This window comes from Pseudomonas sp. GM18, from assembly GCF_000282195.1.
Lineage (GTDB): Bacteria > Pseudomonadota > Gammaproteobacteria > Pseudomonadales > Pseudomonadaceae > Aquipseudomonas.
Map to the genome: position 1 here is coordinate 1 of NZ_AKJT01000112.1, position 26762 is coordinate 26762.

A 26762-nucleotide genomic window follows, 5' to 3' on the forward strand; every position below is an offset into this window, starting at 1 on the left:
CAGCCGAACGCAGCCTCGCAGGCTCGGCAGCTGCTACAGAAGTGCGGCGCGACGACGGATGCCCATGGCTCGATGTTAAAAAATGTTATTTTAAAAAAATACTTCACATAATCTGATCATTGGAGGATTATCTGCTCAAGCGATCGTGGCTGCCCTCAGGCAGCCCGTGCTCATTTCTACAACGCGGCCCACTGCCTGCGCCTTGCGTGAAACAGGCCGCTGCTTCCTTCAGGAGTACCCCATGAATAACAAGAATGTCGGTGTTGTCGGTCTGGGCGCGATGGGGCTGGGCATTGCCCGCTCACTGTTGCGCAGTGGTTTCAATGTGCATGCCTGTGATGTGCGTGCGCAGGTGACTGAACAGTTTGCCGGGGAGGGCGGCGTGGCGTGCTCTTCGCCCGCGCAGATGGCCGCGGCGTGCGACGTGATCATTACCGTGGTGGTGAATGCCGAGCAGACCGAAACCGTATTGTTTGGCGAGTGTGGCGCCATCGCCGCGTTGCGCCCTGGCAGCTTGGTGATCGGTTGCGCCACCGTGGCCCCGACCTACGCCGTCGACCTGGGCCAGCGCCTGACCGCCCAAGGCTTGTTGTATCTGGATGCCCCGATCTCCGGTGGCGCGGCCAAGGCGGCTGCCGGTGAAATGACCATGATGACGTCCGGCCCGGCCGACGCTTATGCCAAGGCCGAAGCCGTCCTGGCAGGCATGGCCGGCAAGGTCTATCGCCTGGGCGACAGCCATGGCCTGGGTTCCAAGGTCAAAATCATCAACCAGTTGCTCGCTGGGGTGCACATCGCGGCCTCTGCCGAAGCCATGGCGCTGGGCCTGCGTGAAGGGGTCGATGCCGACGCACTTTACGAAGTGATCACCCACAGCGCCGGTAATTCCTGGATGTTCGAAAACCGCGTGCCGCACATTCTCAAGGCCGATTACACGCCGTTGTCCGCGGTGGATATTTTCGTCAAGGACCTGGGCCTGGTGCTGGATACCGCGCGGGCCAGCAAATTCCCGCTGCCGCTGTCGGCCACCGCCCACCAGATGTTCATGCAGGCGTCCAGTGCAGGCTTCGGGCGTGAGGATGATTCGGCAGTGATCAAGATTTTCCCCGGCATTGAACTGCCGACTGCCAAGACCGAGCCTGTTTGAGGAACGCACCATGAGCACAACCACTGCACGCCCATTGCTGGGCTGCATCGCCGACGATTTCACCGGTGCCACGGACCTTGCCAACATGTTGGTGCGCGGCGGAATGCGCACCGTGCAAAGCATCGGTATTCCGAGCAGCGAAGTGGCGGCCGGGCTTGATGCCGATGCGATCGTCATCGCCCTGAAGTCGCGCACCATTCCAGTCGCCGAAGCGGTCGAGCAATCCCTCGCCGCGCTGGCCTGGCTGCGTGAGCAAGGCTGCGAGCAGATTTTCTTCAAGTACTGCTCGACGTTCGATTCCACCGGGGCCGGCAATATCGGCCAGGTCAGCGAAGCGCTGCTGGCGGCGCTGGGCAGCGACTTCACCCTGGCGTGCCCGGCGTTCCCGGAGAATGGCCGGACGATCTTTCGCGGTCACTTGTTCGTCCAGGATCAACTGCTCAGCGAGTCGGGCATGCAGCATCATCCATTGACGCCAATGACCGATGCCAACCTGGTGCGGGTGCTGCAATCGCAGACCCGTCTGAACGTCGGCCTGTTGCGCTACGACACCATTGCCCAAGGGGCCGAAAAGGTACGCGGGCGCATCGCCGAACTGCGAGCTCAAGGTGTCGGCATGGCGATTGCCGATGCCTTGTCGGACCAGGATCTGTACACCCTCGGCACCGCCTGCGCCGACTTGCCGTTGCTGACTGGCGGCTCGGGGCTGGCCCTGGGCTTGCCGGAAAACTTCCGTCGCGCCGGTAAATTGCGCGACCTCGATGCCTCGAAACTCCCGGCAGTGTCTGGCGATGAAGTGGTATTGGCCGGCAGTGCTTCGATCGCCACCAATGGCCAGGTCGCGGCCTGGCTCGAAGCCGGTAGGCCCGCGCTGCGGATTGATCCGTTGGCCCTGGCCGCCGGGAAGCCGGTGGTTGCCCAAGCTTTGGCCTTCGCCAAGGACAATGAACAAACCGTATTGATCTACGCCACCTGCTCACCGGACGAGGTCAAGGCGGTGCAACAGCAGCTCGGCGTCGAACAGGCCGGCAGTCTGGTGGAAAACGCGTTCGGCGAAATTGCCCAAGGCCTGCGCCAGAGTGGCGTACGACGCTTCGTGATCGCCGGCGGTGAAACCTCGGGCGCCGTGGTTCAGGCGCTGGGTGTGCAACTGCTGCAGATCGGCGCGCAGATCGATCCGGGGGTTCCGGCAACGGTCAGCAGCACCGATGAGCCTCTGGCGCTGGCGCTCAAATCGGGCAACTTCGGTGGTCGGGATTTCTTCAGCAAAGCCTTGAAGCAATTGGCGGAGGGTGCACAGTGAGTAATGAAAACGCCCTGCGCGAAGAAATCTGCGACGTTGGCCGCAGCCTGTATGAGCGAGGTTACACCGTCGGCAGCGCCGGCAATATCAGCGCGCGGCTGGACGACGGTTGGTTGATCACGCCGACTGACGTATGCCTGGGCCGCCTCGACCCGGCGACCATCGCCAAGGTCAATCTGGCTGGCGAATGGGTATCCGGTGACAAGCCGTCGAAGACATTGGCGCTGCATCGTCAGGTCTACGACCGCAACCCGAGTGTCGGTGGCGTGGTGCATACCCATTCCACTCATCTGGTGGCATTGACCCTGGCGGGTGTCTGGCAACCGAACGACATCCTGCCGCCACTGACGCCGTATCAGGTGATGAAAGTCGGGCATATCCCGTTGATCAGCTACCAGCGTCCCGGCTCGCCAAAGGTTGCCGAACAGGTCGCACAACTGGCCAACAGCGTTCGCGGCGTGATGCTTGAACGGCTGGGGCCGGTGGTCTGGGAGAGTTCGGTATCCAGGGCCAGTTACGCTCTGGAAGAACTCGAGGAAACCGCGCGGCTGTGGCTGATGAGCAATCCCAAGCCCGAACCGCTCGATCAGGCAGCACTGGATGAGCTGCGAGCGGCCTTCGGCGTGCACTGGTAGGGCGCTGACTTCTTTTAAAAAAATAGCTTTAAAACGATAGAAAACGAAAGAACACGACAGACCGATAAGGCAGGCCTTGTCCGGGAGCCGCGCAGCGACTTCCCACGACCCCGGCTTGCCTGAAAAATACAATAACAAGAGGACATCCAGGCATGACTCACCTTCACTGCGGCATTTTCGGACCCGGTTGCACAACCCTTGTGTTCACCCGGCGCGGAGGGCTTGTGAAATGAGCCCGTTAATCCTGATGGTTACCGCGGGGCTAGGGATCGCTCTGTTGTTGTTTCTGGTGCTCAAGTACAAATTCCAGCCGTTCGTGGCGTTGATGCTGGTGAGCATTCTGGTGGCGCTGGTGGCCGGGGTTAAACCGGCCGACCTGGTCGCCACCATCGAAGGCGGCATGGGCAAGACGTTGGGCCACATCGCGATCATCATTGCCCTGGGCGCGATGATCGGACGGATCATCGAACTCTCCGGCGGTGCCGAGGCGCTGGCCAAGACGCTGATTAGCCGTTTCGGCAATCGACGCACGCCGCTGGCGCTGACGATTGCCGGGTTCATGGTCGGGGTGCCGGTGTTCTTCGAGGTCGGCGTGATCATCCTGATGCCGCTGGCCTATGGCGTTGCCCGCAGTGCACGCAAGCCGCTGTTGGTGTTTGCGCTGCCGATGTGTGCTGCGTTGCTGACCGTACACGCCTTCCTGCCGCCACACCCGGGCGCGGTGGCCGCTGCCAGTCAGTTGGGCGCCGACCTTGGCCGCGTGCTGATGTTCGGTCTGCCGATCACGGCGTTCCTCTGCTACGTCGGCTACCGCGTGGCCGGGCGTATGACCCGTCGGGTGTACCCGATGACCGACGACATCCGCGCCGAGGTTTATGGCCCGCATGTCACCAACGAAGACCTGGTCGCCTGGGCCAATGGCAACGGCAAGAGCGCTGAACGAGCCGCCGTGGCCGCGTCGCACATGGGCCTGGAAGAAGCCACCAGCGCTATCGTTTCCAAGTTGCCGCTGGCACCCGCGCCGGGTTTTGGCATGATCGTCAGCCTGATCGCGCTACCGATCATTCTGATTCTGCTGGGAACACTGTCCAACTCGTTGCTGCCTGCCGACTCGACCCTGCGCGGCATCATGACCGTGCTCGGTGCGCCGCTGGTGGCGTTGCTGATCGATACCTTGCTGTGTGCCTGGTTGCTGGGTTCGCGTCGGGGCTGGAGCCGTACCCAGGTGTCTGACGTGATCGGCTCGGCCTTGCCTGGCGTGGCCATGGTGATTCTGATTGCCGGCGCCGGCGGTGTGTTCGGCAAGGTGCTGGTGGATACCGGCATCGGCGCGGTGGTCTCCGATTTGCTGCGCACCACCGGTCTGCCGGTGCTCGCGCTGGGCTTTCTGCTGACCATGCTGTTGCGTGCGGTCCAGGGCTCGACCACGGTGGCGCTGGTGACCACCGCCGGCATCATCAGCCCGCTGATCGCGACTCTCAACCTCACGGCGAATCACATGGCGCTGCTGTGCCTGGCCATGGGCGGTGGCGGGTTGGCCATGTCCCACATCAATGATGCCGGTTACTGGATCTTCACCAAACTGTCCGGGCTGAACGTGGCCGACGGCCTGCGCACCTGGACCGTGCTGACCACCTTGCTTGGCACGTTGGGTTTCGGTATTACCTTGCTGATCTGGCCGTTTGTGTAACCCACTGTCGACCTGTAGGCGCACGGCTTGCCGGCAAGCTGTGCACCTACAAGAAAGCCATTTATAGGAGCTACCATGCCTCGTTTTGCTGCCAACCTCAGCATGCTCTATCCGGAACATGAGTTTCTGGATCGCTTCGCCGCCGCTGCCGCCGATGGTTTCGAAGCGGTGGAATACCTGTTTCCCTACGACTACAGCGCCGAGGAACTCAAACAGCGCCTGAGCGATAACGGCCTGGTGCAAGCGCTGTTCAACGCACCTCCCGGCGATTGGGCGGCGGGTGAGCGCGGCACGGTGTCGTTGCCGGGACGGGAGAGTGAGTTTCGCAGCGGTTTCGATCGCGCGCTGGAATACGCGGCGGTGCTGGGCAACTCGCGCATTCATGTGATGGCCGGGTTGCTGCCGTCGGAAAGCGATCGCCCGCGGCATCACGGCGTGTACCTGGAGAACCTGGCCTACGCCACCGCGCAGGCCGCCAAGGTCGGCATCACCGTGCTGCTGGAACCGATCAACACGCGCGACATGCCGGGCTTTTTCCTCAATCGCCAGGATCAGGCCCAGGCCATTTGCAAGGAAGTGGGCGCCAGTAACCTGAAGGTTCAGTTCGATTGCTACCACTGCCAGATCGTCGAAGGTGACCTGGCCACTAAACTGCGTCGGGACTTCGCCGGCATCGGTCATATCCAGATCGCCGGCGTACCGGACCGACACGAGCCGGACCTGGGCGAAGTCAACTATCCCTATCTGTTCGAGTTGATCGACCAGTTGGGTTATGACGGCTGGGTAGGGTGCGAATACCGGCCTCGTGGCAACACGTCGGCCGGCTTGCAGTGGCTGCGGGACTGGAAGGCGCGCTAACGCCTTACAGGTTGTTATCGGAGGGCAACAGCAGTTCGACACCCTGCTTGCGGATGCTATCGGCCGCGGCAGGGGTCAGTGCGTCGTCGCTGAGAATAATGTCGAACTGCTCGAGCCCGGCGATCCGGTACATGCTGAATGTGCCGTACTTCGAACTGCTGGCCACCAGCACCACTTGCGAGGCCGATTGCATCGCGACTTGCTTGACCTCCACCTTCAACGCCGACGGCGTGGTGAGGCCGCGACGCAAATCCCAGGAACTGGTGGAAATGAAAGCGATATCGGTGACGATCTGACGCAAGGTGGCCACCGCCAGACCGCCCACGCACGATTGATTCGAATGATCCAACTGCCCGCCGGTGTGAATCACCGTGACATGGGGCGCATCGATCAGCGCCTGGACAATCCCGAAATCGTTGGTCACCACGGTCATTCCCGACAGCGCCTTGATGTACGGGACGATTTCCAGCGTGCTGGTCCCCGCATCCAGATAAATCGTCATGTCGGCATGCAACAGCCGCGCGGCCAGCCTGGCCATCGCCTGCTTCTGCGGCAACTCGACCACCGCCTTGAACTGATGACTGGGCTCGCTGTGGAGCTGGCTGGCGATACGCACGCCGCCAGTAACCGAATAAGCACGGCCTTCCTGTTCAAGCAGCGCGATATCGCGGCGGATGGTCATGTGCGAACAGTCGAACATTTCCATCAATTGATGAACGCTCAGCACCTGATGCTTGCGCAATTGGCGCAGCATCAACTCACGGCGCTGTTCAGGAATCATCGGTGCGCCGCTGTCGGCGGCGATGTCCTTTTGACTAGGCATTCGGGCTCCAGAATCAAGAAATCCGCGGACAAGGAAAGCGGGACCCACATAGTAGCGAATCTACGGTAAAGGAACGAGTTGTTGCGGCCTTAATCCAGATCCCGACGGATCGCGTCCAGGCGTTCGTCGAGCAATGGGGTGAGGAGGGCGTAACACTGCGCCGGGGTGATGGACACGGTCGTTGTATCGATCAGGCAGCGTTGCAGTTGTTCGAGCGCCGTGTGCAGCGAACGGGGAGCGTGCTTGAGCAAGCGTTCGTGCAGGTACTGCAATTGAATCAGCATTTCCAACGGGCAACTTCGATGGGCGGCGGCGCGCACCGACAGCCCGCGCAGTCGACCCAACTCTTCAAGCTCCCAGCAGCGCGCGGCGATGCTCGGGGGCGCCAGGTTGAGCGCGCAGCGTTGCAGTTCGAGGTGCTGGATGGCGCCGAGCAGGTCTTGCAGCAAGCGGCAATGACCATCGAAATCCGCCGGGTCGCGGCGTAACGCACTCCAGGCCTGGCACTGTGCGGAATACGGCCACTCCCTCCAGCGTTGGTCGAGCGCGTGCCCCAATGCCTGGCAACGTTGTTGCGCCTCGCGGGTGACTTGTCCGCCGAGCCCACGATGCTGCTGCAGACCTTGCAGCAGGTCGATACCCAACAACAGCGCCTGCCTTAGTCCCGTGTCTCCCTGTGGCAGATGGACTCGTCGGGATGGCCCACCTTCGGATGCTGTGGCAAGTGCTGGATTCATGGGCGGCTTCCGACGGTGAGCTGGTTGAGATAACGGGTCAGATCGTGCAGCGCATTGGTTTGCGTGCTCTGTTCCTGCACCGCGCCATTGACCTGTTGCAACTGTTCGCTGAGGGCATGATTGGCTTGCTGATGCTCGCTGAGCGCCTGTTGCATGGCGCCGAGGTGTTGCAGGTTGATCTGGCTATGTTGCGCCAGGTCGTCGAGGTTGGCGGCGAGCTGCTCGCTCTGCTGACTCCCGGCGGCCAGCAGGTCGCGGTGGTCCTTGACCTCACCATCCACCTGGCGCACGGCCATGGCGATCGCCGTCGCGGCAGTGGTGATTTCGTGGGTCGCCCGGTCGGTGGCCTGGGCCAGGCTGCGGACCTCATCGGCGACCACGGCAAAACCGCGCCCGTGCTCGCCGGCGCGGGCTGCCTCGATGGAGGCATTGAGTGCCAGCAATTGGGTCTGTTTGGCCAGTGCCTGAATGCTGTTGACGGTGCTTTCCACGGCGGTCGTGCGCTGCAGCAACGCTTCCACGGCGTGCGCGGTATTGCCCAGGCGATGCTGAATGGCGCGCATGCTGTCACCCACTGAGCGTGCCTCCAGGCAACCGGTTTCGCTCTGGGTGTGAGCGTTGGCGAAGGCTGCCAGCGCGCCCTTGGCCAAGGCATCGATGCTGTGCAGGGTCTGATCGATCTGCTCGCTGGCGGCGGCGATCATGGCAATGCGTTGGCTCTGTTCCGCTCCTTGGTCGCGGGCCTGTTGGGCCATCTGCTCCAAGGCACGGCTGGCGAACTGTACTTCGCTGCGCAAGCGTTCGTTGTTGCGCAGTTGCATGCTGGCGGCCACCAGTAACGTCGCGGGGTCGGCATCCCGCGAGCTGCGCAGCAGTTGTGCCAGTTCGGTGTCCCAGAATGTCTGCAGACGGCGTTGATGACGCTCGCGAAGTTGCCAGGCACCTCCCAGGTAGAGAACGCCGGGTATCAGGGCCAATGCGCTTGCGGGTTGTTCGAGCAGTGCGAGACCGCAGGCGCCGAGGGCCAATCCGAGCGGTAGCCAGAAACCGATCCTGCTGCGTTCGAGCAGGGCCATGCCTGGTTCGAACAAGGCCTTGGCGAATGATGTGCCGACCGGGTGCGATTTGCCGCCATCGCTGCGCAAATGAACAATGGCATGACCCGGTGGGTGCATTCCTTGAGCAGACATGAGGATTTCCTTCTGATGCCGGGATGAAAGCAAAAACGGCGCACGCTCTCCTGCCGCAATGTGCAGGGAAGCGGACGCCGTTGTCCGAGATGTTTGCCAAACCATCGGTGTTGATGGCTCAAGCCTGATCAAAAGCCTAAGCAAGTTGTTTGCCAGCCTTTGCGTTCGACGGCAGGTCAGCCGGTGGAAGGCGGATTGCATTCGATGACGAAGGCAATGCAGGCGAGCAACGCACCAGTCGCGGGAATGGCTGAGTCGCTGTGCTCTGTTCTGGTTCGTGCCCATCAGCACCGAGCGCTTTGTAGCAGCTGTCGAGCTTGCGAGGCTGCGTTCGGCTGCGAAGCAGTCGTGAATCCGGCTGATGCGGTCTACCTGACACACCGCGAGTTCTGGTTTTACGACTGCTGCGCAGCCGAACGCAGCCTCGCGAGCTCGACAGCTGCTACGGCCGAACTCAGGCTCGGCAGCTGCTACGGATCGCATTGCGGCTTACGCAACGCAAGAAAACCCGGCATTGTTAGTTCATGAATTTCTGAACTAACTATTTGCTGCAGCCTATTCAATCGCTTGTCGCCGTAGCCTTAGGATTCGTCACACGGGACCGTAGCCATCAGAGCAGCGGCCCGCAGCAACTTCTTTCGACTGCCCAGTAACGCCAGCCCAAACAGCGGGTGACCTGACGCAGCCGAGAGGAATGCATGAAGCTAGAAATATTCCGCACTTTATGGGGCTACACCGCCAGCAAGGCACAAGCCCTGGATGAACTGCTCGCTGCCGGCTTCGATGGCCTCGAAGCACGCCTGCCGCTGCAGGCCGATGAGCGTGGCGAGTTCGGCGCTTTGCTGCGCAGCCATCAGGTTCCCTACATCTGCACACTGTTCAGTGCCTACGATGTATTGCCCGACCAGAACGCCACGCCCACCCAACACTTGGCCGACATTGATCGCAAGCTGGGCTGGGCCTCGGAGCTGAACCCGCGTTTCGTCAATCTGCTGGCAGGCAACGACCGCTGGCCGCAGGCATTGCAGGTCGAATTCTTCGGCCAGGCGATGGAACTGGCCGCCAGGCACGGCGTGTTCTGCAGTTTCGAGACGCATCGCGCCCGTTCCCTTTACAGCCCTTGGGTGACCCTGGAGCTGATCCGCCAACTGCCGGGCCTGCGTTTCACCAGTGACATCAGCCATTGGGTGGTGTGCTGTGAGCGACTACTGGACGATCCGGCCGACGATCTTTCGGCCTTCGTCGAACGCGTGCATCACATTCAGGCTCGGGTCGGCTACGACCAAGGCCCGCAAGTCCCCCATCCCGCCGCCCCGGAATATGCCCGTGAACTGGCGTTCCACCAGCGCCACTGGGAGGCCGTCTGGACCTCTCAGCGCGAACGTGGCTACCCGGTCAGCACCTTGACCCCGGAGTTCGGTGCCGACGGTTATCTGCATCACTTGCCCTTCACCAACATGCCGGTGGCCGACCTCTGGAGCTTGAACCAGTGGATGGCCCGGACCGAGCGCGAACACTTCGACCGTTTCACCCGTGAAGGAGCCCGCCATGCGTAATACCTCGCCAACCCAGGCCAACTTCAACAGCATTCCGGTGGTGAACATCGCCGGGCTCTTCAGCATCGAACTGGAGCATCGCCTGGCAGTGGCCGAGCAACTGGGCCGCGCCGCCAGCGATGTGGGCTTTCTGTACATCACCGGGCACGGCATCGATCCGGCGCTGATCGAGGGGCTGCGCCAGGCGGCCAGGGATTATTTTGCGCAACCGCTGGAAGCCAAGATGCGCCACTACATCGGCGCCTCGCAAAGCCACAAGGGCTTCGTACCCGAAGGCGAGGAGGTGTATTCCAAGGGTAAGCCGGATCACAAAGAAGCTTTCGATATCGGCTTCGAAGTGCCAGTGGATGACCCGTTGTTCCTCAACCGAACGCCGCTGCTGGGGCCGAACCACTGGCCCGACGTGCCGGGTTTCCAGAGCGCGGTACAAAACTACTATCAGGCAGTGTTCGCGCTAGGCCGCCGGCTGTTCGATGGCTTCGCCTTGGCCCTGGGGCTGGAGGAGGGCTACTTCGACGCGCTGGTGACTCGCCCGCCCTCCAAGTTGCGGCTGATCCATTATCCCTTCGACGCCGATGTCGTCGACGCTCCGGGCATCGGCGCGCATACCGACTACGAGTGCTTCACCATCCTGCACGCCGATCAGCCGGGGCTGGAGGTGCTCAATGATCAGGGGCAGTGGATCGACGCACCGCCAATACCCGACACGTTCGTGGTCAACATCGGCGACATGCTGGAAGTCATGACCGCCGGTGCCTTTGTGGCCACAGCCCATCGGGTGCGCAAGGTCGCCCAGGAGCGCTACAGCTTCCCGCTGTTCTACGCCTGCGACTATCACACGTTGATCAAACCATTGCCGGCATTCGCCAGGGATGATCGGGAATACGAGGCGCTGGCGATTGGCGAACACATGTGGAGCCAGGCCTTGCAGACCTATCAATACCTGCGCAAGCGCGTGGAGAACGGCGAGCTTGAGTTGCCGTCCCGGGCCCGAAAGCCATCGAGCTTCGGCCGTCTGAAGAACACCACCCCTCATTCCTAAAAAAACAACCCACGGAGCTTCCCACGATGAAAAGCCACTACGCCCTGACCAAACTGAGCCTGCTCGCCGCCGGCCTGTTCTGCGCCAACGCCGCCTTCGCCAGCACCGCGACCCCCGGTGTGTTGAAGGTCGGTATGGAAATCACCTACCCGCCGTTCGAGTCCTACGACGCCGACAAGAATGTGGTCGGTTCCGACCCTGAGTTGGCGCACTCCCTGGCCAAGGCGATGAGCGTCAAGGCCAACTTCGTCGACACCAAGTTTCCCAATCTGATCAACGGCCTCAACGCCGGGCATTACGACGCGATCATTTCCGGCATGTACATCACCCCCGAGCGCCAGCTCCAGGCCCGCACCATCGCCTACGCCAATACCGGCGCCGCGATCATGGTGCCCAAGGGCAGTGAGTTGAGCCCGCAGGTTCCCGAGGACTTGTGCGGCCTGAAGATCGGCCTGGAGCAGGGCACCACCTGGGTCGCCAAGTTCAACCAGTTGTCCAGCGACTACTGCGTGCCGAACAACAAAGGCGCGATCACCGTCAATGAATACCCCTCGGCCCCTGAAGTGACGCAGGCGCTGCTGTCGAAAAACATTCAGGCCCAGGTGGAAATCGCCGGTGCCGCGCACATGATCGCCCAACGCACCAACGGGCGGGTCGTGGTCAGTTCGCAGAAGCTGGTTTACCCGCAGACCTTGGGCATCTATGTGAAGAAAGACGCCGACGCTACCTATCAGGCGCTGGTCAAGGCACTGGCCGACAGCAAGGCCAACGGTGAGTACGCCGCCATTCTCAAAAAATACGACCTGGAACCGGTCTCCGAGTAATGGCTGAAGCCGTGCCCTCGGTCGAGGGCGCGGCGTGCACGAGGTGTCTATGCAATTCGACTGGTCTTACTTTATTTCGCTGTTCTCCAAGACTGACTTCTGGGCGGCGAGCCTGACCGTCATCGAACTGAGCGCCCTGGCCTGGTTCCTGGGGATGTTACTGGGCTTCGTTCTGGCGTCAGCCAAGCTGTCCGGCTCGCCCTGGCTGCGACTACCGGCGTCACTCTACATCTGGTTCTTTCGCAGTATTCCGCTGCTGGTGCTGGTGGTCTTCATCTATAACCTGCCGCAGTTGCTGCCCGGTGCCGGGCCGGTGCTGTCGGTACCGTTCTATTCCGGCCTGTTGGCGCTGGTGGTCACTGAGGCCGCCTACATGGCTGAAATTCATCGTGGCGGGCTGATCTCGGTCGCCAAGGGCCAGAAGGAAGCCGGCCGCGCCCTGGGTATCGGCCTGTTCGGCCTGCAACGGCTGATTGTGATTCCCCAGGCATTTCGTATCTCACTGCCGACCTTGATCAATGAATACATCACGGTGGTCAAACTGACTTCGTTGATCTCGGTGATTTCATTGACCGAACTGCTGACCGTCGGCCAGCGCCTGTATGCGCAGAACTTCCTGGTGATGGAAACCCTGGTGGCGGTGGGCGTGTACTACGTGCTGATCGTCACGCTGTTCGGCTTTGCCCTGCAGCGTCTGGAACGCTACCTGGACCTCAACCTGCGGACACCGCAAACCCTCGACAGCGCCTCGGCACAAGCGCTGCGTGACAGCCTGGCGCCTGTTCTATCGAGCGAGCTATCGAGCAAGCTCAAGCCGCCATCCAAAGGCGCCGCCCCGGCCCTGCAACTGCAGGGCGTGCACAAACGCTACGGCGATCATCATGTGCTCAAGGGCATCGACCTGAAGGTACAAAGTGGCCAGGTGATTTCGATCATCGGCCCGTCCGGCTCCGGCAAGACCTCGCTGATTCGTACGGTCAACGGCCTGGAGCGCATCGATCAGGGCGAAATCCTGTTGTTCGGGGAGGGCTTCATCAATGCCGGGGACAAACCGGATAGCCGCCGGATTCGTCAGGGCGTACGGCGCATCGGCATGGTGTTCCAAAACTTCAACCTGTTCCCGCACCGCACACTGCTGGACAACATCAGCCTCGCTCCCCGTTATCACGGTGTCGGTCGCGCACTGAGCGAACAACGCGCCTGCCAGCTACTCGACAAGGTCGGCCTGTTGGCTCACGTCCACAAGTATCCGCATCAACTGTCCGGCGGCCAGCAACAGCGCGTGGCAATTGCCCGGGCCATGGCCATGGACCCGGATATCCTGCTGTTCGACGAACCGACCTCGGCGCTGGATCCGGAGCTGGTCGGCGAAGTACTCACGGTCATCAGCCACCTGGCCCGCGAAGGCATGACCCTGCTGATTGTCACCCACGAGATGGACTTTGCCCTGTCGATTTCCGACCGGGTGATCTTCATGGAAAACGGCCACATTCAGCTGGATGCATCACCAGAGGCGATCCGCGAGAAGCCCGAGGCTCATAGAGTGCGGCGGTTCATGGGGTTGCAGGCGCCGGAGGAGGAGGAATGCCTGCCTTGAATGCATTGAGCTGTGCGCCATCAGAATTCCTATGGCGACAAATAGCTCTTTTGTATGCGCGCCAGGGTGCCGTCATCGCGAAGCGTTTCAACCGCCTTGCGCAAGTCTTGCACCAGTTGGGCGGAGCACTGCTTCGAGCAAGCCAGGTAGAGTTCCGCTCTGCTCATGACGGGGCTCATGAACAGTTTGTGTTCGGACACCTTCGGCCAGATGTATCGACTCTCCGGGACACCGTTGAACCAGGCATCGATGCGACCTTTCAAGAGCATCTGCGCGGGGTTGTCGCCAATGGTCAGGGGGTGGATCTGATCGTCGCTGAAGCCTTGTGCACGGAGGATTTCCTCCTGCGCACTGCCCAGGCCGACGCCGATCACCCGGTAGGTTTGCTTCGCTTGCTCGAAGCTGCTCACCGGCCGGTCAAGGCTGAAAAAAGCGCGTTCCATGGGCATGATCGGCGCGATCCAGGTGAAGCGATCCTCACGTTCCGGCGTGCGTGACAAAGGGGCGATCAGGATGTCCTGAGTCTCGCTGACATGTTTCTGCGATCTGGCCCAGGGAAGCACAAGAACATGCGCGGCATAGCCGGCGTTGGCAATGGCGGTCAGCACGGCTTCACCAACCATGCCGTGGCCTTGGGAGCCATCGACGAACGTCAGGGGCGGAGCGTCCGGGATATACAGTTCGAGCGGCAAGGGGGCGCCGCTCGCGTGACTGGCAATCAGCAGCGAGACCGACAGACAAAACCAGCAAAGTGCCGTTGTCCAGGCAGTTGAGACCCGTGAGCTCCCGCTCATGGTTGGTCATTCAGGCATTGAAAGTAGGGGAGAGCCACAATTCACCGGTGGTGTTGATCACAGGGAGGATGAGTCTGTTTTTGTATTGGATTCGGTATCGACACCGTATTCTACGCAGACTTTGCGGCGGGACACATCCACCCCCCCAGTGAATGTGTCATGCAGGAGCCGCTGCACATTCGGCACTTCGTGACAATGACCATCGACGTGCATCCTTGGCGATCTGTTTGCCCAGCAGCGCAACCACGCGTTGCTGCGCATTGGCGAGTTGTGCATAGCCGCCGGGTGCGTCTTCCTTGAACCGACCCTGGCACAGCAAGCGGGCAGAGGGCGTGTCACCGGCAAAACTCAGGCTCCAATCCGCATGTAACTCGACTTGCCGGCCGGGCCAGTTGTCGAGGCGTCGAACCTGTACCTTGATTCTCAGCACCGGTCTGTTCGGCGGCTGGGCAAGCCCTGATATGTCCTGGGTGTTGAGGCGCTGGGTCAAACCGGCAGAGAGTGCGCTGCGTATCTCCTCACTCAACGGCGCGCCCCAGCGCTCGCCTTCAAGCACACCGATGCTGTTGTCACCGAGTCGCACCACCCATTGCGGTTGGTCGATCTGAACCGGTACACCTACCGACATCACGTCAATCAGAAAGGGCGAAGGGGCAAGTTGAGTCGAGGTCGCCGAGGCCGGCACCACCAGGGTGTAATAGTGTGTGTTCGTCGAAGCGCACCCACTCAGCACGATGATCAGAGCGAGAAGGTAAAGACGAGTCGGCAAATTCATTGCGTTAACTCCTGCGAAACCTGGAGGGCCCGAGGGGCGGGCTGATCATCCGGTCGGCCACGCAGCAAGGATTCCGGATGGCGGCTCAGCAGGTCGGTGAGGACGCGAAAGGTTACCGCGGCGCGTTTCACTTCTTGCATGGCCTGGCCCAGCGCCTGGGGGATTGGCGCGTCCGCCTCCATCAGGTTCTGCAGCGTGGCCAGCGTTTGGTGCGCTTGCTGCAATGTCTGTGTGCTCTGCGGCAGCACTTGCTCGTTGATCTGGCTCAGCGTCTTGTCCAGGCCAATCAGGTTTGCGTCCAGATGTCGGGCGATGGAGTCGAGCGGTAGTTTGTCGACCTTGCCGATGATGCTGGCCAGTTGTTCTTGCAGGTGATCGAAACTGCTGGGAATGGTCGGAATGCTGAGAGGGCGGGCGCGGGCATCGAACGTAACCTTTGCTGCGTTTGGCACATAATCGAGTGCCACATACAGCTGACCGGTCAGCAGATTGCTCGAGCGCACTTGCGCGCGCAGCCCCTGTTCGACCATCCCCCGCAAAAACGTCGCGGCCTGTTGCTCCCGGTCGCCATCGGGGTGTGGGAGCTTGTCCTGCACCGGCCCCAATCGCTGTTGATAAATCTCTATGCCCACCATCGTTGGAAAGCGCTGCCTGGAGGCATCGTAATCGAGCTCCATCGAGACGACCCGGCCAACCGTGACGGAGGAGAACTCCACTGGTGCACCGACAGTCAGGCCACGCAGTGACTGGTCAAAACGAAGCTGGATGTAATGGGCCGGGCCATCCGGTTGCGCCATCGCGGTTTGCTGGTCTTGTGCCAATGTAAACGGTGATTGGGCGGTGGCCGGTTCGGCGTGACTGTCATCCGGCGAAGCAAACGCAATGCCTCCGGCCACGATGGCCGCCATTGACTGGGTTTTGACTTTCAGCCCTTCGGCGCCGAGGGAAAAATCCACGCCGCTGGCATTCCAGAAACGCGTATCGGTTGTCACGAAGCGATCATAGGGTTCATCGATGAACACTTGCAGACTCACACCCTTGCCGTCGCTGTCCATCTGGTACGACACCACCCGCCCGGCTTTGATGTGTCGGTAGTAGACGGGGGAATCAATGTCCAGCGAGTTCAGGTCAGCGGTGCGAACGATAAAGATCTTGCCCGGCATGCCGCTGATGACAGTGGGCGGAGATTCCAGGCCGGTAAAGCTGTTGGCGGGCTTCGTTGACACACCGGTATCGACACCGATGTAGGCCCCTGAAAACAATGTATCGACACCGGAGATGCCGCGGGCGCCAATACGTGGTCGCACGACCCAGAAGCGCGTGTCCTCGCGGGCGAGGCTTTCGGCGCTTTCGACCAGGGATGCGGTCACCAGCACATGGCTGCGATCATCGCTCAGGGTGATGGACGAGACGCTGCCGACTGTGACGTCTTTGTATTTGACCGGTGTCTTGCCGGCTTCCAGGCCCGTAGCGGTTTGAAACGTCAGGGTGATTTGCGGGCCGACCGACAGCCAGGCTCGCATCAACATCGAAAGCCCGACCAGGGCGGCGACCAGAGGCACCAGCCAGACCAGGGATATTCTGCGATGCCTGTCCACCTTCGGCGGGTGTGGCAAGTCGTGGGTATTGTCAGGCATGTGACGCATCGGCTTATTCACCATCCCAGATCAGACGTGGGTCGAAACTCATGGCCGAGAGCATGGTGAGGATCACCATCAGGCCGAAGAAGAAAATGCCCGCGCGCGGTTCGATGACGCTTAAGGCCTGAAACTTGACCAGTGCGGCGACGACGGCGACCACCATCACGTCGAGCATCGACCAGTAGCCGATCAACTCGATCAGGCGGTAGAGGCGGGCACGCTCGCGCGTCGCCCAATGACTGCGCCGTTGTGCGGTGAACAGCAAAGTACCGAGGACCAGAAACTTGGCGCAGGGCACTACGACGCTGGCGATGAAAATAATCAGGGCGATGCCGAAAGAGCCCGACGTCCAGAACTCGATCACTCCGTGCAGGATCGTGCTCTCGCTGCCATGACCGAACAGGCTGGAATACATCACCGGCAGCACATTGGCGGGAATGTAGGCAATCAGGCCCGCCAGCAGAAAGGCCCAGCCTCGCGCAACGCTGTCCGGGCGTCGTCGATGAAGCCTTGAACGGCAGCGCGGGCATTGGCCGGGTTCGCCTTGATCGGGGGCGCTCTCACAGACCAGCCCGCACAGGTGGCAGGCAACCACACCCAATTGGGCGGCACGCGGTGAATAGTTCAACTTCTCACCTCATTGCCATGTGGCTGCGCGGTCAGTTCCCACAGCCAGCGTATGTCCCGATTGGCAATCAACGCGAGCAGCGCCATCAACACGGCCATGCCCCAGATACCCGCACCCGGCAGCACCTGCACAAAGCTTGAGAGTTTGATCACTGCGACCAAGGTGCCGAGCATGCAGACTTCAACCATGCACCAGGGACGCAGATTGATCAGCAGCCGCATGACCTGAGAGAAACCGGGGGCTCTTCGCCCGACCCGGGCAAATCCCAGCACCCAGCCCAACAGAGCGATCTGCAGCAGAGGCGCAACGATGATCGAAAATGCGACCAATGCCGCGATGGGCACTGCCGAGCTATGCGCGAGCGCGGCGGCAGCGTCCCAAAGCGTCGCTTCGTTATACAGACCATGGAAACTGATGCGGATGACCGGGCAAGCGTTGCTGATCACGAAGGCGATAGCCGCCGCGACGGTCAACGCCAGCCATCGATCGACATCAAGAAGACTTCCCCGATACAGAACGGCCGAGCAGCGCCTGCATCGCGCCACTTCTCCCGAGGCCACGGCGAAGCGTAGATACACGGTGTCGCAATGCTCGCAGGCGATCAGGTACGGGTAGGTGTTCACAGGTCGGTTATTCAAACTGGGCGAGGAGCGCGTCGGCACCTTTATCGATCCCCGTTTGTGCAGCGCTCAGTGGCCCCCGAGTGGCGCTGATGTTCAGCGAGTTCGGGTATTGCTTGGTCACATAAGCCTTGAGCAGGCGGTTGGTGGACGCGTCGTAGATTTCCACAGAAAAGAAGACCGAACCGGTAAAGGTACCTTCTTTCCCGCGAATCGATTGCACGATGTTGTAAGGGCCACCCCCCAGGTCAAATCGCGTGAATGTGGCGAGAAAGGGCGTAGTGGTTTGCGCCCCGGTCAAAGTCAGTTTGACGCGCAGGGCATTGGGCGCCGCGATCTGCGTCAACTTGAAGCGCTCTTGCAGGCGTTCGCTGAATTGGCCATGCATGTAGTGGGCGAGGGTTTTTCGGTCTTCCTGGGAGAGGTCGCCGAACTGATTATCCGGCCCTTGATAGAGCGCTACGGGGTCGACAATAACCGCCGAGTACTTGCTCCAGTCCACGTTGGCCTCGTAGATGTACGGCACGCGACCGGAGTCATCTTCGAGGTTGGGGGTCAGGCGCGCGGAGGAGTCTATGTCGGTATACAGAGGCGGCGATGAACCCGCACATCCGGCCATGGCCAGGGTGATCGTCAGCATTGTCAGTCGAGAAGCCTTGAGCATTTTGTCCATGTCGAAACCCTGTTTGAAGGCGCGTGATCAGGAGGGGTAAAGGTGTCTTGACGTTCACAGGTGCAGGTTCGCCCTCCAGCCTTTCCTTGTCTTTGAAGGGGCAGGGCAGTACAGTGTTTTTTTGATAAAACTGAACCAGTCGGTACGCTTTAGATTCTTGCGTGGCGAGCAAACGCCTGTCAAGCAAAAATGTACATGCTGGTTCACTTATGAGTTGGGGTGGTGATGAAGGTCAGGACGGAGGCGCGCCGTGAAGCGATCGTTGAGGCTGCGGCGCTTCTGTTTCAGGAAGTGGGCTACGAACGGGCGTCGATGAATGAATTGACCAAGCGGCTGGGAGGTTCCAAAGCCACGCTGTATGGCTATTTCCCTTCCAAGGAGTCGTTGTTTGTAGAAGTCGTGCGTTCAGTCGCCACCGTGCATTTATCCGAGGCGGTGGCGCAACTGGCTGCCCCGGATAAGGATGAGGTCACGCTCGAACAGATGCTGAGGCGCTTTGGTGAGCGCATGTTGTTTGTGTTGACCAACGAGAGCAGCGCGTTGGCGGTGTACCGGATGGTCATGGCCGAGGCCGGGCGCTCGAACATCGGCATGCTGTTTTACGAGGCAGGGCCCAGCGATTGTAATGAGGTGCTGTCGACCTGGATGGCCGAAGCCATGAACCGTGGCGAACTGCACCAGGCTGACCCGCAGGTAAAAGCCGCGCAATTCCTCGCGCTGTTAACTGCTGAGGTGCAGATCAGGTTTTATCAACCCGCCTCGCAGCCGCTGGAAGTGGCGCAGATTCAAGCGCTGGTGGGGCGCGCGGTGGAGATGTTTCTGTTGGGGGCAGCGCCTCGCTGACGCTCGACTGCCCTCAACGAACTCGACATTTGGATGAAGTGGATTGCCCCCCGATTCACCGGATCAAAAAGTCTGCCCCATAGAGAACTGGAACACCTGGGTATCGGCGTCCTCGGGTTTTTTGACCGGGAACGCCAGGTTGAAACTCAAGGGCCCCATCGGGCTGTACCACGTGACGCCAACCCCCACGGAACTGGCCAACTCGCCCAGGTCGACACCGTCACAACCCTGAGTGGTGCTCAGGTAGCACTTGTTGGAGTAGACGCTGCCGACGTCCCAGAACACCGAGGTGCGCAGGGATTTGTTGTCTTTGATGAAGGGCATCGGGAACAGGTATTCCACCCCGCCGGTAATCAGGATGTTGCCGCCCAACGCATCGGTGTCCCGATCGGAGTAATACGCCTGGCCGGCACTGGCATAGGTGCCGGTGGCCGGGGTATTGCGCGGGCCGAGGGTGCCGCTTTCAAAGCCGCGCACCGAACCTTCGCCACCGGCCGTGTAGTTTTCATAAAAGGGCAGGCCGTCGGTTGAGCCGTAGCTGTTGCCATAACCGAGCTTGGTGTGGAAACGCAGCGAAGTGGCGTCGCTGACTGGCAGGAAGGTCTGCCCGGTGTAATCGATCTTGTAGAAACTCAGGTCACTGCCGGGCACCGTCACCATCAGGTTGAGGTTCTGCGAATGCCCGCGGGTGGCCAGCACGCCCTTGTTCAGGGTCGACTCCGACCAGCCGAGGCTGGCCTTGAGGTTGTTGAACTCCTTACCCTCGCGTGCAATGAAGTCGTAGATCTCATCGGCGCTGTAGGTGCCTGGCTCGATGTTGTCGTGTTGCACGGTCAGGCCGAAGCTCAGTCGTGAGGTTTCATTGATCGGGTAGCCGAGTGTGGTGCCGGCGCCATAACTGTTGATGGAATAGTATGAAACGCCGTCACTGTAATAATCGCTGTAGTCGGTGGCGCTGTAGAACAGGTTGTAGCCCAGGCTCACCCCGTCCGGTGTGAAGTAGGGGTTGGTAAAACCGAAGTTGTACTTGCTTTGGTATTCCGAGCGGGTCAGGCCCAGGCTGGCGTAATTGCCCGTGCCCAGGAAGTTGTTCTGAGTGATCGAACCTCCGAGGATCAGACCGGCGCTCTGGGCGAAACCGACACTGGCGGTGATCGAACCGGAGGCCTGCTCTTCGACGCTGTAGTTCACGTCAACCTGGTCGTCGACACCCGCCACGGCCGGCGTCTCGACGTTGACTTCCTTGAAGAAGCCCAGCCGTTCCAGGCGGGTCTTGGATTGGTCGATCAGGTAGGTCGACGCCCAACCGCCTTCCATCTGGCGCATTTCACGACGCAGTACTTTGTCGTCGGTCTTGGTGTTGCCACGGAAGTTGATGCGGTTGATGTAGGCGCGCTTGCCCGGGTCGACCACGAAGGTGATATCGACGGTGTGGTCGTCGTTGTTCGGGGTCGGTACCGCGTTGACGTTGGTAAAGGTGTAACCCTCGTTGCCCAGGCGACGGGTGATCAAGTCCGAGCTGGTGGTCATCAACTTGCGCGAGAACACCTGGCCTTTCTGAACCAGCAGCAGGGACCTGACCTGGTCTTCAGGCACTTTCAGGTCGCCACCGAGCTTGACGTCACGAACGGTGTACTTCGCGCCTTCGTTGATGTTGACGGTGATGTAGACGTGTTTCTTGTCCGGGGTGATCGACACCTGAGTCGAGGTGATATCCATGTTGATATAACCGCGATCCAGGTAATAGGAGCGCAGGCGCTCCAGGTCACCGGAGAGTTTTTCACGGGCGTATTTGTCGTCGTTCTTGAAGAACGACAGCCAGTTGCTGGTCTTGAGGGTGAATTGGTCGATCAGGTCTTCATCAGGGAAGACCGTGTTGCCCACCACGTTGATGTGCTGGATCGCTGCTACAGAGCCTTCATCGATCTTGATTTTCAGGCCCACACGGTTGCGCGGTTGCGGGATCACCTCGGCATCGACCGACGCCGAGTAGCGGCCTTGAGCGACGTATTGGCGCAGCAACTCGTTACGCACACCTTCGAGGGTGGCGCGCTGGAAGATCTCGCCTTCGGCCAGACCGGATTGCTTGAGGCCTTTCATCAGGTCTTCAGTGGAGATCGCCTTGTTGCCTTCGATCTCGATACTGGCGACCGAGGGGCGCTCGACCACCGTGATGATCAGCACATCGCCGTCGTGCCCCAGCTGGATATCCTGAAAGAAACCGGTCTTGAACAACGCACGGGTGGACTCCACCAGGCGACGATCGTCCGCTTCATCACCGACGTTCAACGGCAATGCACCGAACACGCTGCCAGCGGAAACCCGCTGCAGGCCATTAATGCGAATATCGGAAATTTTGAAGCCTTGGGCGTGCGCAAGTGTGGCGTTGAGCAGTAGTGCAGCCGAGCAGAGCAGGCGCGAAAAATTCATCAAGATCTTATCCAGAACACATCGACAAGCAGCGTAGGCGGGCGCGGATATCTCACAGCAAGACGAGTTACCGCGGAGCGAGCAGGCTGGTGGAGGTGAAGCATAAAAGCTCGGTGCGTTTGGTGCGGTTAACCAAGTGTCAAGTTAGGTAAAGGTTTACCCGGGGCGATGACGCTGTGCCGTGCAAGGGCGATAATGCGCGGGCCCCCACTCAAGAGCCCGCCAATGATCTGCGTATTGCTAGTCGACGATGACCAGGAACTGACAGGAATGCTCAGCCAATACCTGGAGCGTGAAGGCTTCGAGGCGACTGCCGTGCACACGGGCGAGGAGGGCGAGATTCAAGCGCTGTCCGGGCGCTACAGCATTGTGGTGCTGGACGTAATGCTGCCGCGCCTGTCGGGTATCGAGGTGCTCAGGCGCATTCGCGCGGTCAGCCAGGTACCGGTGGTGTTGCTCACGGCCCGTGGCGACAACATCGATAAAATCACCGGCCTGGAACTGGGCGCCGATGACTATGTACCCAAACCCAGCTCGCCGGGGGAGCTGGTGGCGCGTTTGCGGGCAATCATGCGTCGGGTGCAGCCGGCGGATCAGCCCACCACCGAAGTGATCAGGACCGGCCCGCTGGTCTTGTGGCCCGGTAAGCGCCAGGCCCTGTGGCAGGGGCGAGAGCTGGGGGTGACCAGTACCGAATTCAGCTTGCTCGAAGAGCTGGCCCGCTGTGCCGGGCAGGTGGTGAGCAAACAGGATCTGTCGCTCAATGCCTTGGGGTGCCCCTTGACCCGCTACGACCGGCGCATCGACGTGCACATCAGCAGCATCCGCCAGAAGCTTGGTCCACGCCCCGACGCCAAGGCCTGGATTCAGAGCGTGCGTGGCCTCGGTTACCTGTTGATCGCCGAATGATGAAACCCAGTCGGCTGTTCTGGAAACTGTTCCTGGCGTTTTGGCTCGCCACCAGCCTGACGTTCTTTGTCGGGGTGGGCATTCTGGTGCTAGGCAGTTTCGGGCGGCCTGGAGATCCTCATCTGGAGGCCATCCTGAGCAGCGAAGAGCAGCTGCTGCGACAGTTCGGCGTCGAGTCGGGCAAGCAGTTCCTGGTGGTGTGGCGGCACCCCGGTGACGAAGCCATTGGTGTCTATGACAGCGCCGGTCAACTGCTGGCCGGGTCGCCTGTCCCGCGGCCGGCCTTTGAACGATCGGTCATCAGCAAGGACGGTCTGACCCTGTCGCTCAGATCCTCACACCCCCTTGGCAAAGAAGGTGACCAAGGGCCGGGGCGTTCGATTCCGTTGATCATCGGCACGCTGATGAGTGCGCTGTTCAGCGGGTATATGGCGTATTACCTGGCGTGGCCGTTGGCCTATCTCAGGCGGGCGATGAGCGACGTGGCTCAGGGGCGCTTCGAAACCCGGGTCAAGCCGATGATGGGCGGGCGCCGCGATGAAATCGTCGATCTGGCCGAAGACTGCGACCGAATGGCCAACCAGCTGAAATTGCTGGTGGAGGCCCAGCAACACCTGTTGCACGACATCTCTCACGAACTGCGTTCACCGTTGACGCGCATGCAAGCGGCCATCGGGCTGTTGCAGCAAGAACCGGCCCGCCAGGAAATGGTGGAGCGCATTCAGCGCGAATCGGTGCGCATGGATACGCTGATCGAAGCGTTGTTGACCCTGGCGCGCATGCAGGGCCGGCCCGAGAGTATCGACCGCGAGCCACTCGACATCATCGAGTTGCTGGCGGTGATCGTCGAGGACGCGCAATTCGAGGCGGGAATGAAAGGTTGCCGGGTCAGCCTGCAGGCTTGCCCGGCCTTTGTCAGTCGGGTCAGCGGCGAGTTGCTGTATCGGTGCTTCGAGAACGTCATCCGCAACGCGGTGCGCCATACCAGGCCGATGACGACGGTTGTCGTGTCGGCTGAGGTCAATCTCGACGCAGACTGCCTGACGGTGCTGATCACCGATCAGGGGCCGGGTGTTGAAAACGAGCGGCTGCAGAGCATTTTCCACCCGTTCGAGCGCGGCCTGAACGAGGCCAGTGCCGGTTTCGGCCTGGGCCTGGCGATTGCCTCAAGGGCCGTGGAAATGCACGGCGGCACGATTGTGGCGCGCAACGAGCCGTCCGCTGGGCTGAGCGTGGAAATCAGCTTGCCCCGTCAGGCGTGATCTTTACACGATATTACATTGGCTTGACGGCTCTGTACGCCTCGCCTCAGTAGACTTCCCGCTCAAACTTACTCAGCGTTTGCTGATGTTTTAGAGTGGAGGTGGTCATGTTTCTGGTTCATAAAAAGGGTTTCGTTTCCGGCAAGAAAATGGTCGACGGGCTTGTGCCCTACGACTTCTTTTGCGAAGACAATCCGGCCATCAACCTGTTCGTGTTTACGGGCTCCGCCGCGAAAGGCAAAGCGGTCGAAGAGCAGACACTCTGGGGCTTTACCCGTCTGGAGCGTTTCGAGGCGCTGACCGGCACCCTGGTGTCGAACAAAAAAAATGAGGGCTGGTTTCAAACCGTCAATGTGCTCACCGGGCCGGCCCAGAACGGCACTCAAAGCGTGAAATTTCAGCGGGTGCTGAAAATCATCAAGCATGCCGTATCGGGCCGTGTCGCCAGCAAGGCTGAATACGAGATCCAGACCGATGAAGGCGACACCTACTTCACCCGCCAGCTTTTAGCGGCAGACAGCGCACAAACCATCATCTATGCGGCGGATCAATAACTCGTCAGTTAATAATTGTAAGGGGGATTTACTGGAAATATATCGCATAATACAATGAGAATCATTACTACTAACTCATTGAGTGCGACGTCTTGAGCCAGCCCCATCCCTTTGCCCGCCGCAAGGTCTTCATGAAACACGCGTTGCCAACACTGTCCTGCGTCATGTTTGCCAGCCCTTTATGGGCACAGGAACCCATCGAACTGCCGACCACTGATATTCAGGCAAGCCGCGTCAATCCAGACGCGAGCTACACCACTTCGCAAGCCAGCACGGCGAGCAAAAGCAATGTGCCGATCAAGGAAGAGGCGCAATCGGTCAATGTGGTGACGCAGCAAACCCTGGCCGACTATCAGGTACGCTCGCTGGATGACGCCATGAAGTTCGTCAGCGGCGTCAGTCAGGGCAATACCTTGGGCAACTCTCGGGACTCGCTGGTCAAGCGCGGTTTCGGCACCAACGATGACGGCTCGATCCTGCGCGATGGCGTGCGTTCCAATCTGGGGCACAACTTCAGCGCCACGACAGATCGCATCGAAGTGCTCAAAGGGCCTGCGTCGATGTTGTACGGCGCGCTGGAGCCGGGCGGATTGATCAACGTGATCAGCAAGAAGCCTGAATACACCCAAAGCACGACCCTCAGCGGCTCGGCCTATAGCGAAGGCGGCGGCACCATGGCCGTGGACACCACCGGGCCTCTTGGCGATACAGGCCTGGCCTATCGCCTGATTGCCGAACGCGGTCATGAGGATTACTGGCGCAACTACGGCGTGAATGAGAGCACCCTGGTCGCGCCATCGCTGACCTGGACCGGCGACCGCGCCAGCCTGACGCTGAGCTACGAATACAATGAATACTCCAATCCCTTCGACCGCGGCACCGTGTTCACCAACGGTCATCCGGCGGACATCGACTACGACAAGCGCCTCGACGAAAAATGGGCCAAAAGCGTCGGTATCCGTGAAGTGGCCACCGCGCGTTTCGAGTATCAGTTGAATGACGATTGGAAAACCCGCGTCACCTACGGCTGGAACAACGACCGCTACAGCCTCTCGATTGCCCAGCCGAGTTCGTTGACTGGTAACAACCTGCGACGTGCTGCCAACGGCGCTCACTACGATGATGAGACCCGTTACGCCAGTTGGGACTTCATCGGCCAGCAGGAACTGTTCGGCCAGCGTCATGACCTGCTGATCGGCGCGGACACCGAAGCGTCGGACCAATTCCGCGGCAAAACCTACCGCAATACCGCGCAGTCGGGCTTCAACATCACCTCGCCGGTTTATGGTCGCTTGGCCGAGCCGAGTGTTGTCAGCGCCAGCCAAAGCGACCTGAGTAACCAGCTGACCTCCAGCTCTGTGTACTTCAAGGATAATTGGCACCTCGATGATCGCTGGATCCTGGTCCTCGGTGGTCGCCAGCAGCATTACGATCAGTACAGCGATCAGGGGCGCGGCAGCAGCTACACGGTCAACCGCGACGATAACGGCGATGCCTTCGTGCCGTTTATGGGCCTGGTCTACAAGGCCACCGATAGCTTGTCGCTGTATGGCAACTACAGCCGTTCGTTCAAGCCCAATACCGATGTCGACGATGCCGGCCACACCTTCGATCCGGAGGAGGGCCGCAGCTACGAGGTCGGCGCGAAGTACGATCCGCTGCCGGGGCTGAACATCAACCTGGCGCTGTTCGACATCGTCAAGGAAAACGTCGTGACCACCCAAACGGTGAATGGCGTGAGCCTTTCGGAGGCGGCGGGCAAGGTCGGTTCACAGGGCCTGGAGCTGGACATTACCGGGCGTGTGGCTGAGCGCTGGGACCTGATCGGCACCTACGCTTACACCCACACGGAAATCCTTGATGACCCGGATGACGAAGGTCATCGCCTCGCCAACGCGCCGAAGCACACCGCGAGCCTGTACCTCACGCATCACCTGAACGTCCCGGCGGAGTTCGGAGCCTGGCACACCGGTGCCGGCGCGCGTTACGTCGGCGAGCGCGCCGCCAACAACGCCAACGATTTCTGGCTGAGCAGCTACACCGTGGCCGATGCCTTCGTGCGCTGGGAGTCGCCGTTGTTCGGGTACAAGACTTCGCTGCAATTCAACGTCGACAACCTGTTCGACAAACAGTACTACCCGTCCTCCACCGGCAGCCAACTGGCGGTCAATGTCGGCGAGCCGCGCACGGCACGCCTCAGCGCCAGTGTGACATTCTGATCGCACTGCCTTG

24 protein-coding genes are annotated in these 26762 nt (G+C 60.6%); 14 read left to right on the top strand and 10 right to left on the bottom strand.

Features of this window, described 5'->3' with window-relative positions:
• Positions 1 to 241: 241 nt before the first annotated feature.
• The 5 genes from ltnD (at position 242) to otnI (ending at position 5633) form a co-directional block, all read left to right on the top strand.
• Positions 242 to 1147: an L-threonate dehydrogenase gene (ltnD, locus tag PMI21_RS02860; protein WP_007941467.1), complete on the top strand. Its 906-nt coding sequence runs from the start codon at positions 242 to 244 to the stop codon at positions 1145 to 1147.
• Positions 1148 to 1157: 10 nt separating this feature from the next.
• Positions 1158 to 2450, top strand: a complete 1293-nt coding sequence (gene otnK, locus PMI21_RS02855) for a 3-oxo-tetronate kinase (RefSeq protein WP_007941468.1) — start codon at positions 1158 to 1160, stop codon at positions 2448 to 2450.
• On the top strand, positions 2447 to 3085 hold the full coding sequence (gene otnC, locus PMI21_RS02850) for a 3-oxo-tetronate 4-phosphate decarboxylase (RefSeq protein WP_007941469.1): 639 nt from the start codon (positions 2447 to 2449) through the stop codon (positions 3083 to 3085). Before otnK ends, otnC begins: the two co-directional genes overlap by 4 nt.
• A 229-nt stretch (positions 3086 to 3314) precedes the next feature.
• Positions 3315 to 4775, top strand: coding sequence for a GntP family transporter (locus PMI21_RS02845; RefSeq protein ID WP_007941470.1), 1461 nt, complete (start codon positions 3315 to 3317; stop codon positions 4773 to 4775).
• A gap of 75 nt (positions 4776 to 4850) precedes the next feature.
• Positions 4851 to 5633 (top strand): 2-oxo-tetronate isomerase, encoded by a 783-nt coding sequence (gene otnI / locus PMI21_RS02840; RefSeq protein WP_007941471.1) that lies wholly within the window; start codon positions 4851 to 4853, stop codon positions 5631 to 5633.
• A gap of 4 nt (positions 5634 to 5637) precedes the next feature.
• Here otnI and PMI21_RS02835 read toward each other — a convergent pair whose 3' ends face one another.
• The 3 genes from PMI21_RS02835 to PMI21_RS02825 all read right to left on the bottom strand — a co-directional run bounded on the left by PMI21_RS02835 (position 5638) and on the right by PMI21_RS02825 (position 8866).
• Positions 5638 to 6456, bottom strand: a complete 819-nt coding sequence (locus PMI21_RS02835; RefSeq protein WP_007941472.1) for a DeoR/GlpR family DNA-binding transcription regulator — start codon at positions 6454 to 6456, stop codon at positions 5638 to 5640.
• An 89-nt stretch (positions 6457 to 6545) separates the two neighbouring features.
• Positions 6546 to 7103: a hypothetical protein gene (locus PMI21_RS02830; protein ID WP_033064231.1), complete on the bottom strand. Its 558-nt coding sequence runs from the start codon at positions 7101 to 7103 to the stop codon at positions 6546 to 6548.
• Positions 7104 to 7189: 86 nt separating this feature from the next.
• Positions 7190 to 8866 (bottom strand): methyl-accepting chemotaxis protein, encoded by a 1677-nt coding sequence (locus PMI21_RS02825; protein WP_443200772.1) that lies wholly within the window; start codon positions 8864 to 8866, stop codon positions 7190 to 7192.
• 215 nt (positions 8867 to 9081) lie between these two features.
• Here PMI21_RS02825 and PMI21_RS02820 point away from each other — a divergent pair, with 215 nt between their 5' ends.
• From PMI21_RS02820 to PMI21_RS02805, 4 genes are read left to right on the top strand one after another with little or no spacing between them, the layout of a single operon-like run.
• A complete protein-coding gene (locus PMI21_RS02820; protein ID WP_007941476.1) occupies positions 9082 to 9939 on the top strand; it encodes a sugar phosphate isomerase/epimerase family protein in 858 nt (285 codons plus the stop codon).
• Positions 9932 to 10981, top strand: coding sequence for an isopenicillin N synthase family dioxygenase (locus PMI21_RS02815; RefSeq protein ID WP_007941477.1), 1050 nt, complete (start codon positions 9932 to 9934; stop codon positions 10979 to 10981). Before PMI21_RS02820 ends, PMI21_RS02815 begins: the two co-directional genes overlap by 8 nt.
• 26 nt (positions 10982 to 11007) lie before the next feature.
• The gene (locus tag PMI21_RS02810; RefSeq protein ID WP_007941479.1) at positions 11008 to 11805 is read left to right on the top strand and encodes a transporter substrate-binding domain-containing protein; all 798 of its coding nucleotides are present in this window, start codon (positions 11008 to 11010) and stop codon (positions 11803 to 11805) included.
• A 49-nt stretch (positions 11806 to 11854) separates the two neighbouring features.
• Complete coding sequence (locus PMI21_RS02805) at positions 11855 to 13402, top strand: amino acid ABC transporter permease/ATP-binding protein (RefSeq protein ID WP_007941480.1); 1548 nt, start codon at positions 11855 to 11857, stop codon at positions 13400 to 13402.
• A gap of 29 nt (positions 13403 to 13431) precedes the next feature.
• On the opposite strand, the gene PMI21_RS02800 is transcribed toward PMI21_RS02805, so the two are convergent.
• From PMI21_RS02800 to PMI21_RS02775, 6 genes are all read right to left on the bottom strand, one after another.
• Positions 13432 to 14196 (bottom strand): substrate-binding periplasmic protein, encoded by a 765-nt coding sequence (locus tag PMI21_RS02800; protein WP_007941481.1) that lies wholly within the window; start codon positions 14194 to 14196, stop codon positions 13432 to 13434.
• Between the two features lie 157 nt (positions 14197 to 14353).
• The gene (locus tag PMI21_RS02795) at positions 14354 to 14971 is read right to left on the bottom strand and encodes a PqiC family protein (RefSeq protein WP_007941482.1); all 618 of its coding nucleotides are present in this window, start codon (positions 14969 to 14971) and stop codon (positions 14354 to 14356) included.
• Positions 14968 to 16608 (bottom strand): MlaD family protein, encoded by a 1641-nt coding sequence (locus PMI21_RS02790; protein ID WP_033064235.1) that lies wholly within the window; start codon positions 16606 to 16608, stop codon positions 14968 to 14970. Before PMI21_RS02790 ends, PMI21_RS02795 begins: the two co-directional genes overlap by 4 nt.
• A gap of 13 nt (positions 16609 to 16621) precedes the next feature.
• Positions 16622 to 17239, bottom strand: coding sequence for a paraquat-inducible protein A (locus tag PMI21_RS02785; protein ID WP_007941484.1), 618 nt, complete (start codon positions 17237 to 17239; stop codon positions 16622 to 16624).
• Positions 17236 to 17862 carry a paraquat-inducible protein A gene (locus PMI21_RS02780; RefSeq protein ID WP_033064232.1) on the bottom strand — a complete coding sequence of 209 codons (627 nt, stop codon included), beginning with the start codon at positions 17860 to 17862 and terminating at the stop codon, positions 17236 to 17238. Before PMI21_RS02780 ends, PMI21_RS02785 begins: the two co-directional genes overlap by 4 nt.
• A 7-nt stretch (positions 17863 to 17869) precedes the next feature.
• Positions 17870 to 18532 carry a DUF3313 domain-containing protein gene (locus PMI21_RS02775; protein WP_007941487.1) on the bottom strand — a complete coding sequence of 221 codons (663 nt, stop codon included), beginning with the start codon at positions 18530 to 18532 and terminating at the stop codon, positions 17870 to 17872.
• A 225-nt stretch (positions 18533 to 18757) separates the two neighbouring features.
• Between PMI21_RS02775 and PMI21_RS02770 the strand changes: the two genes are divergently transcribed.
• Entirely contained in the window at positions 18758 to 19375 is a 618-nt protein-coding gene (locus PMI21_RS02770; protein ID WP_007941488.1) for a TetR/AcrR family transcriptional regulator, read from the top strand.
• Positions 19376 to 19438: 63 nt separating this feature from the next.
• Here the strand turns inward: PMI21_RS02770 and bamA are convergent, their stop codons facing one another.
• Positions 19439 to 21805 carry an outer membrane protein assembly factor BamA gene (gene bamA, locus PMI21_RS02765; protein WP_007941489.1) on the bottom strand — a complete coding sequence of 789 codons (2367 nt, stop codon included), beginning with the start codon at positions 21803 to 21805 and terminating at the stop codon, positions 19439 to 19441.
• 225 nt (positions 21806 to 22030) lie between these two features.
• Here bamA and PMI21_RS02760 point away from each other — a divergent pair, with 225 nt between their 5' ends.
• From PMI21_RS02760 to PMI21_RS02745, 4 genes are all read left to right on the top strand, one after another.
• Positions 22031 to 22714 carry a response regulator transcription factor gene (locus tag PMI21_RS02760; RefSeq protein ID WP_007941490.1) on the top strand — a complete coding sequence of 228 codons (684 nt, stop codon included), beginning with the start codon at positions 22031 to 22033 and terminating at the stop codon, positions 22712 to 22714.
• Positions 22711 to 23976, top strand: coding sequence for a HAMP domain-containing sensor histidine kinase (locus PMI21_RS02755; protein ID WP_007941491.1), 1266 nt, complete (start codon positions 22711 to 22713; stop codon positions 23974 to 23976). The genes PMI21_RS02760 and PMI21_RS02755 overlap by 4 nt, the downstream gene beginning before the upstream one ends.
• A gap of 107 nt (positions 23977 to 24083) precedes the next feature.
• The gene (locus PMI21_RS02750) at positions 24084 to 24530 is read left to right on the top strand and encodes a hypothetical protein (protein WP_007941492.1); all 447 of its coding nucleotides are present in this window, start codon (positions 24084 to 24086) and stop codon (positions 24528 to 24530) included.
• A 131-nt stretch (positions 24531 to 24661) separates the two neighbouring features.
• Positions 24662 to 26749: a TonB-dependent siderophore receptor gene (locus PMI21_RS02745; protein WP_007941493.1), complete on the top strand. Its 2088-nt coding sequence runs from the start codon at positions 24662 to 24664 to the stop codon at positions 26747 to 26749.
• Positions 26750 to 26762 lie beyond the last annotated feature (13 nt).

Excerpts from the sequence above, each read along its gene's own strand:
- ltnD (WP_007941467.1), top strand. The coding sequence starts at position 242 with ATGAATAACAAGAATGTCGGTGTTGTCGGTCTGGGCGCGATGGGGCTG.
- otnK (WP_007941468.1), top strand. The coding sequence starts at position 1,158 with ATGAGCACAACCACTGCACGCCCATTGCTGGGCTGCATCGCCGACGAT.
- PMI21_RS02845 (WP_007941470.1), top strand. The coding sequence starts at position 3,315 with ATGAGCCCGTTAATCCTGATGGTTACCGCGGGGCTAGGGATCGCTCTG.
- otnI (WP_007941471.1), top strand. The coding sequence starts at position 4,851 with ATGCCTCGTTTTGCTGCCAACCTCAGCATGCTCTATCCGGAACATGAG.
- PMI21_RS02835 (WP_007941472.1), bottom strand. The coding sequence starts at position 6,456 with ATGCCTAGTCAAAAGGACATCGCCGCCGACAGCGGCGCACCGATGATT.
- PMI21_RS02825 (WP_443200772.1), bottom strand. The coding sequence starts at position 8,866 with ATGCGATCCGTAGCAGCTGCCGAGCCTGAGTTCGGCCGTAGCAGCTGT.
- PMI21_RS02820 (WP_007941476.1), top strand. The coding sequence starts at position 9,082 with ATGAAGCTAGAAATATTCCGCACTTTATGGGGCTACACCGCCAGCAAG.
- PMI21_RS02815 (WP_007941477.1), top strand. The coding sequence starts at position 9,932 with ATGCGTAATACCTCGCCAACCCAGGCCAACTTCAACAGCATTCCGGTG.
- PMI21_RS02810 (WP_007941479.1), top strand. The coding sequence starts at position 11,008 with ATGAAAAGCCACTACGCCCTGACCAAACTGAGCCTGCTCGCCGCCGGC.
- PMI21_RS02805 (WP_007941480.1), top strand. The coding sequence starts at position 11,855 with ATGCAATTCGACTGGTCTTACTTTATTTCGCTGTTCTCCAAGACTGAC.
- PMI21_RS02800 (WP_007941481.1), bottom strand. The coding sequence starts at position 14,196 with ATGAGCGGGAGCTCACGGGTCTCAACTGCCTGGACAACGGCACTTTGC.
- PMI21_RS02795 (WP_007941482.1), bottom strand. The coding sequence starts at position 14,971 with ATGAATTTGCCGACTCGTCTTTACCTTCTCGCTCTGATCATCGTGCTG.
- PMI21_RS02790 (WP_033064235.1), bottom strand. The coding sequence starts at position 16,608 with ATGCCTGACAATACCCACGACTTGCCACACCCGCCGAAGGTGGACAGG.
- PMI21_RS02775 (WP_007941487.1), bottom strand. The coding sequence starts at position 18,532 with ATGGACAAAATGCTCAAGGCTTCTCGACTGACAATGCTGACGATCACC.
- PMI21_RS02770 (WP_007941488.1), top strand. The coding sequence starts at position 18,758 with ATGAAGGTCAGGACGGAGGCGCGCCGTGAAGCGATCGTTGAGGCTGCG.
- bamA (WP_007941489.1), bottom strand. The coding sequence starts at position 21,805 with ATGAATTTTTCGCGCCTGCTCTGCTCGGCTGCACTACTGCTCAACGCC.
- PMI21_RS02760 (WP_007941490.1), top strand. The coding sequence starts at position 22,031 with ATGATCTGCGTATTGCTAGTCGACGATGACCAGGAACTGACAGGAATG.
- PMI21_RS02755 (WP_007941491.1), top strand. The coding sequence starts at position 22,711 with ATGATGAAACCCAGTCGGCTGTTCTGGAAACTGTTCCTGGCGTTTTGG.
- PMI21_RS02750 (WP_007941492.1), top strand. The coding sequence starts at position 24,084 with ATGTTTCTGGTTCATAAAAAGGGTTTCGTTTCCGGCAAGAAAATGGTC.
- PMI21_RS02745 (WP_007941493.1), top strand. The coding sequence starts at position 24,662 with ATGAAACACGCGTTGCCAACACTGTCCTGCGTCATGTTTGCCAGCCCT.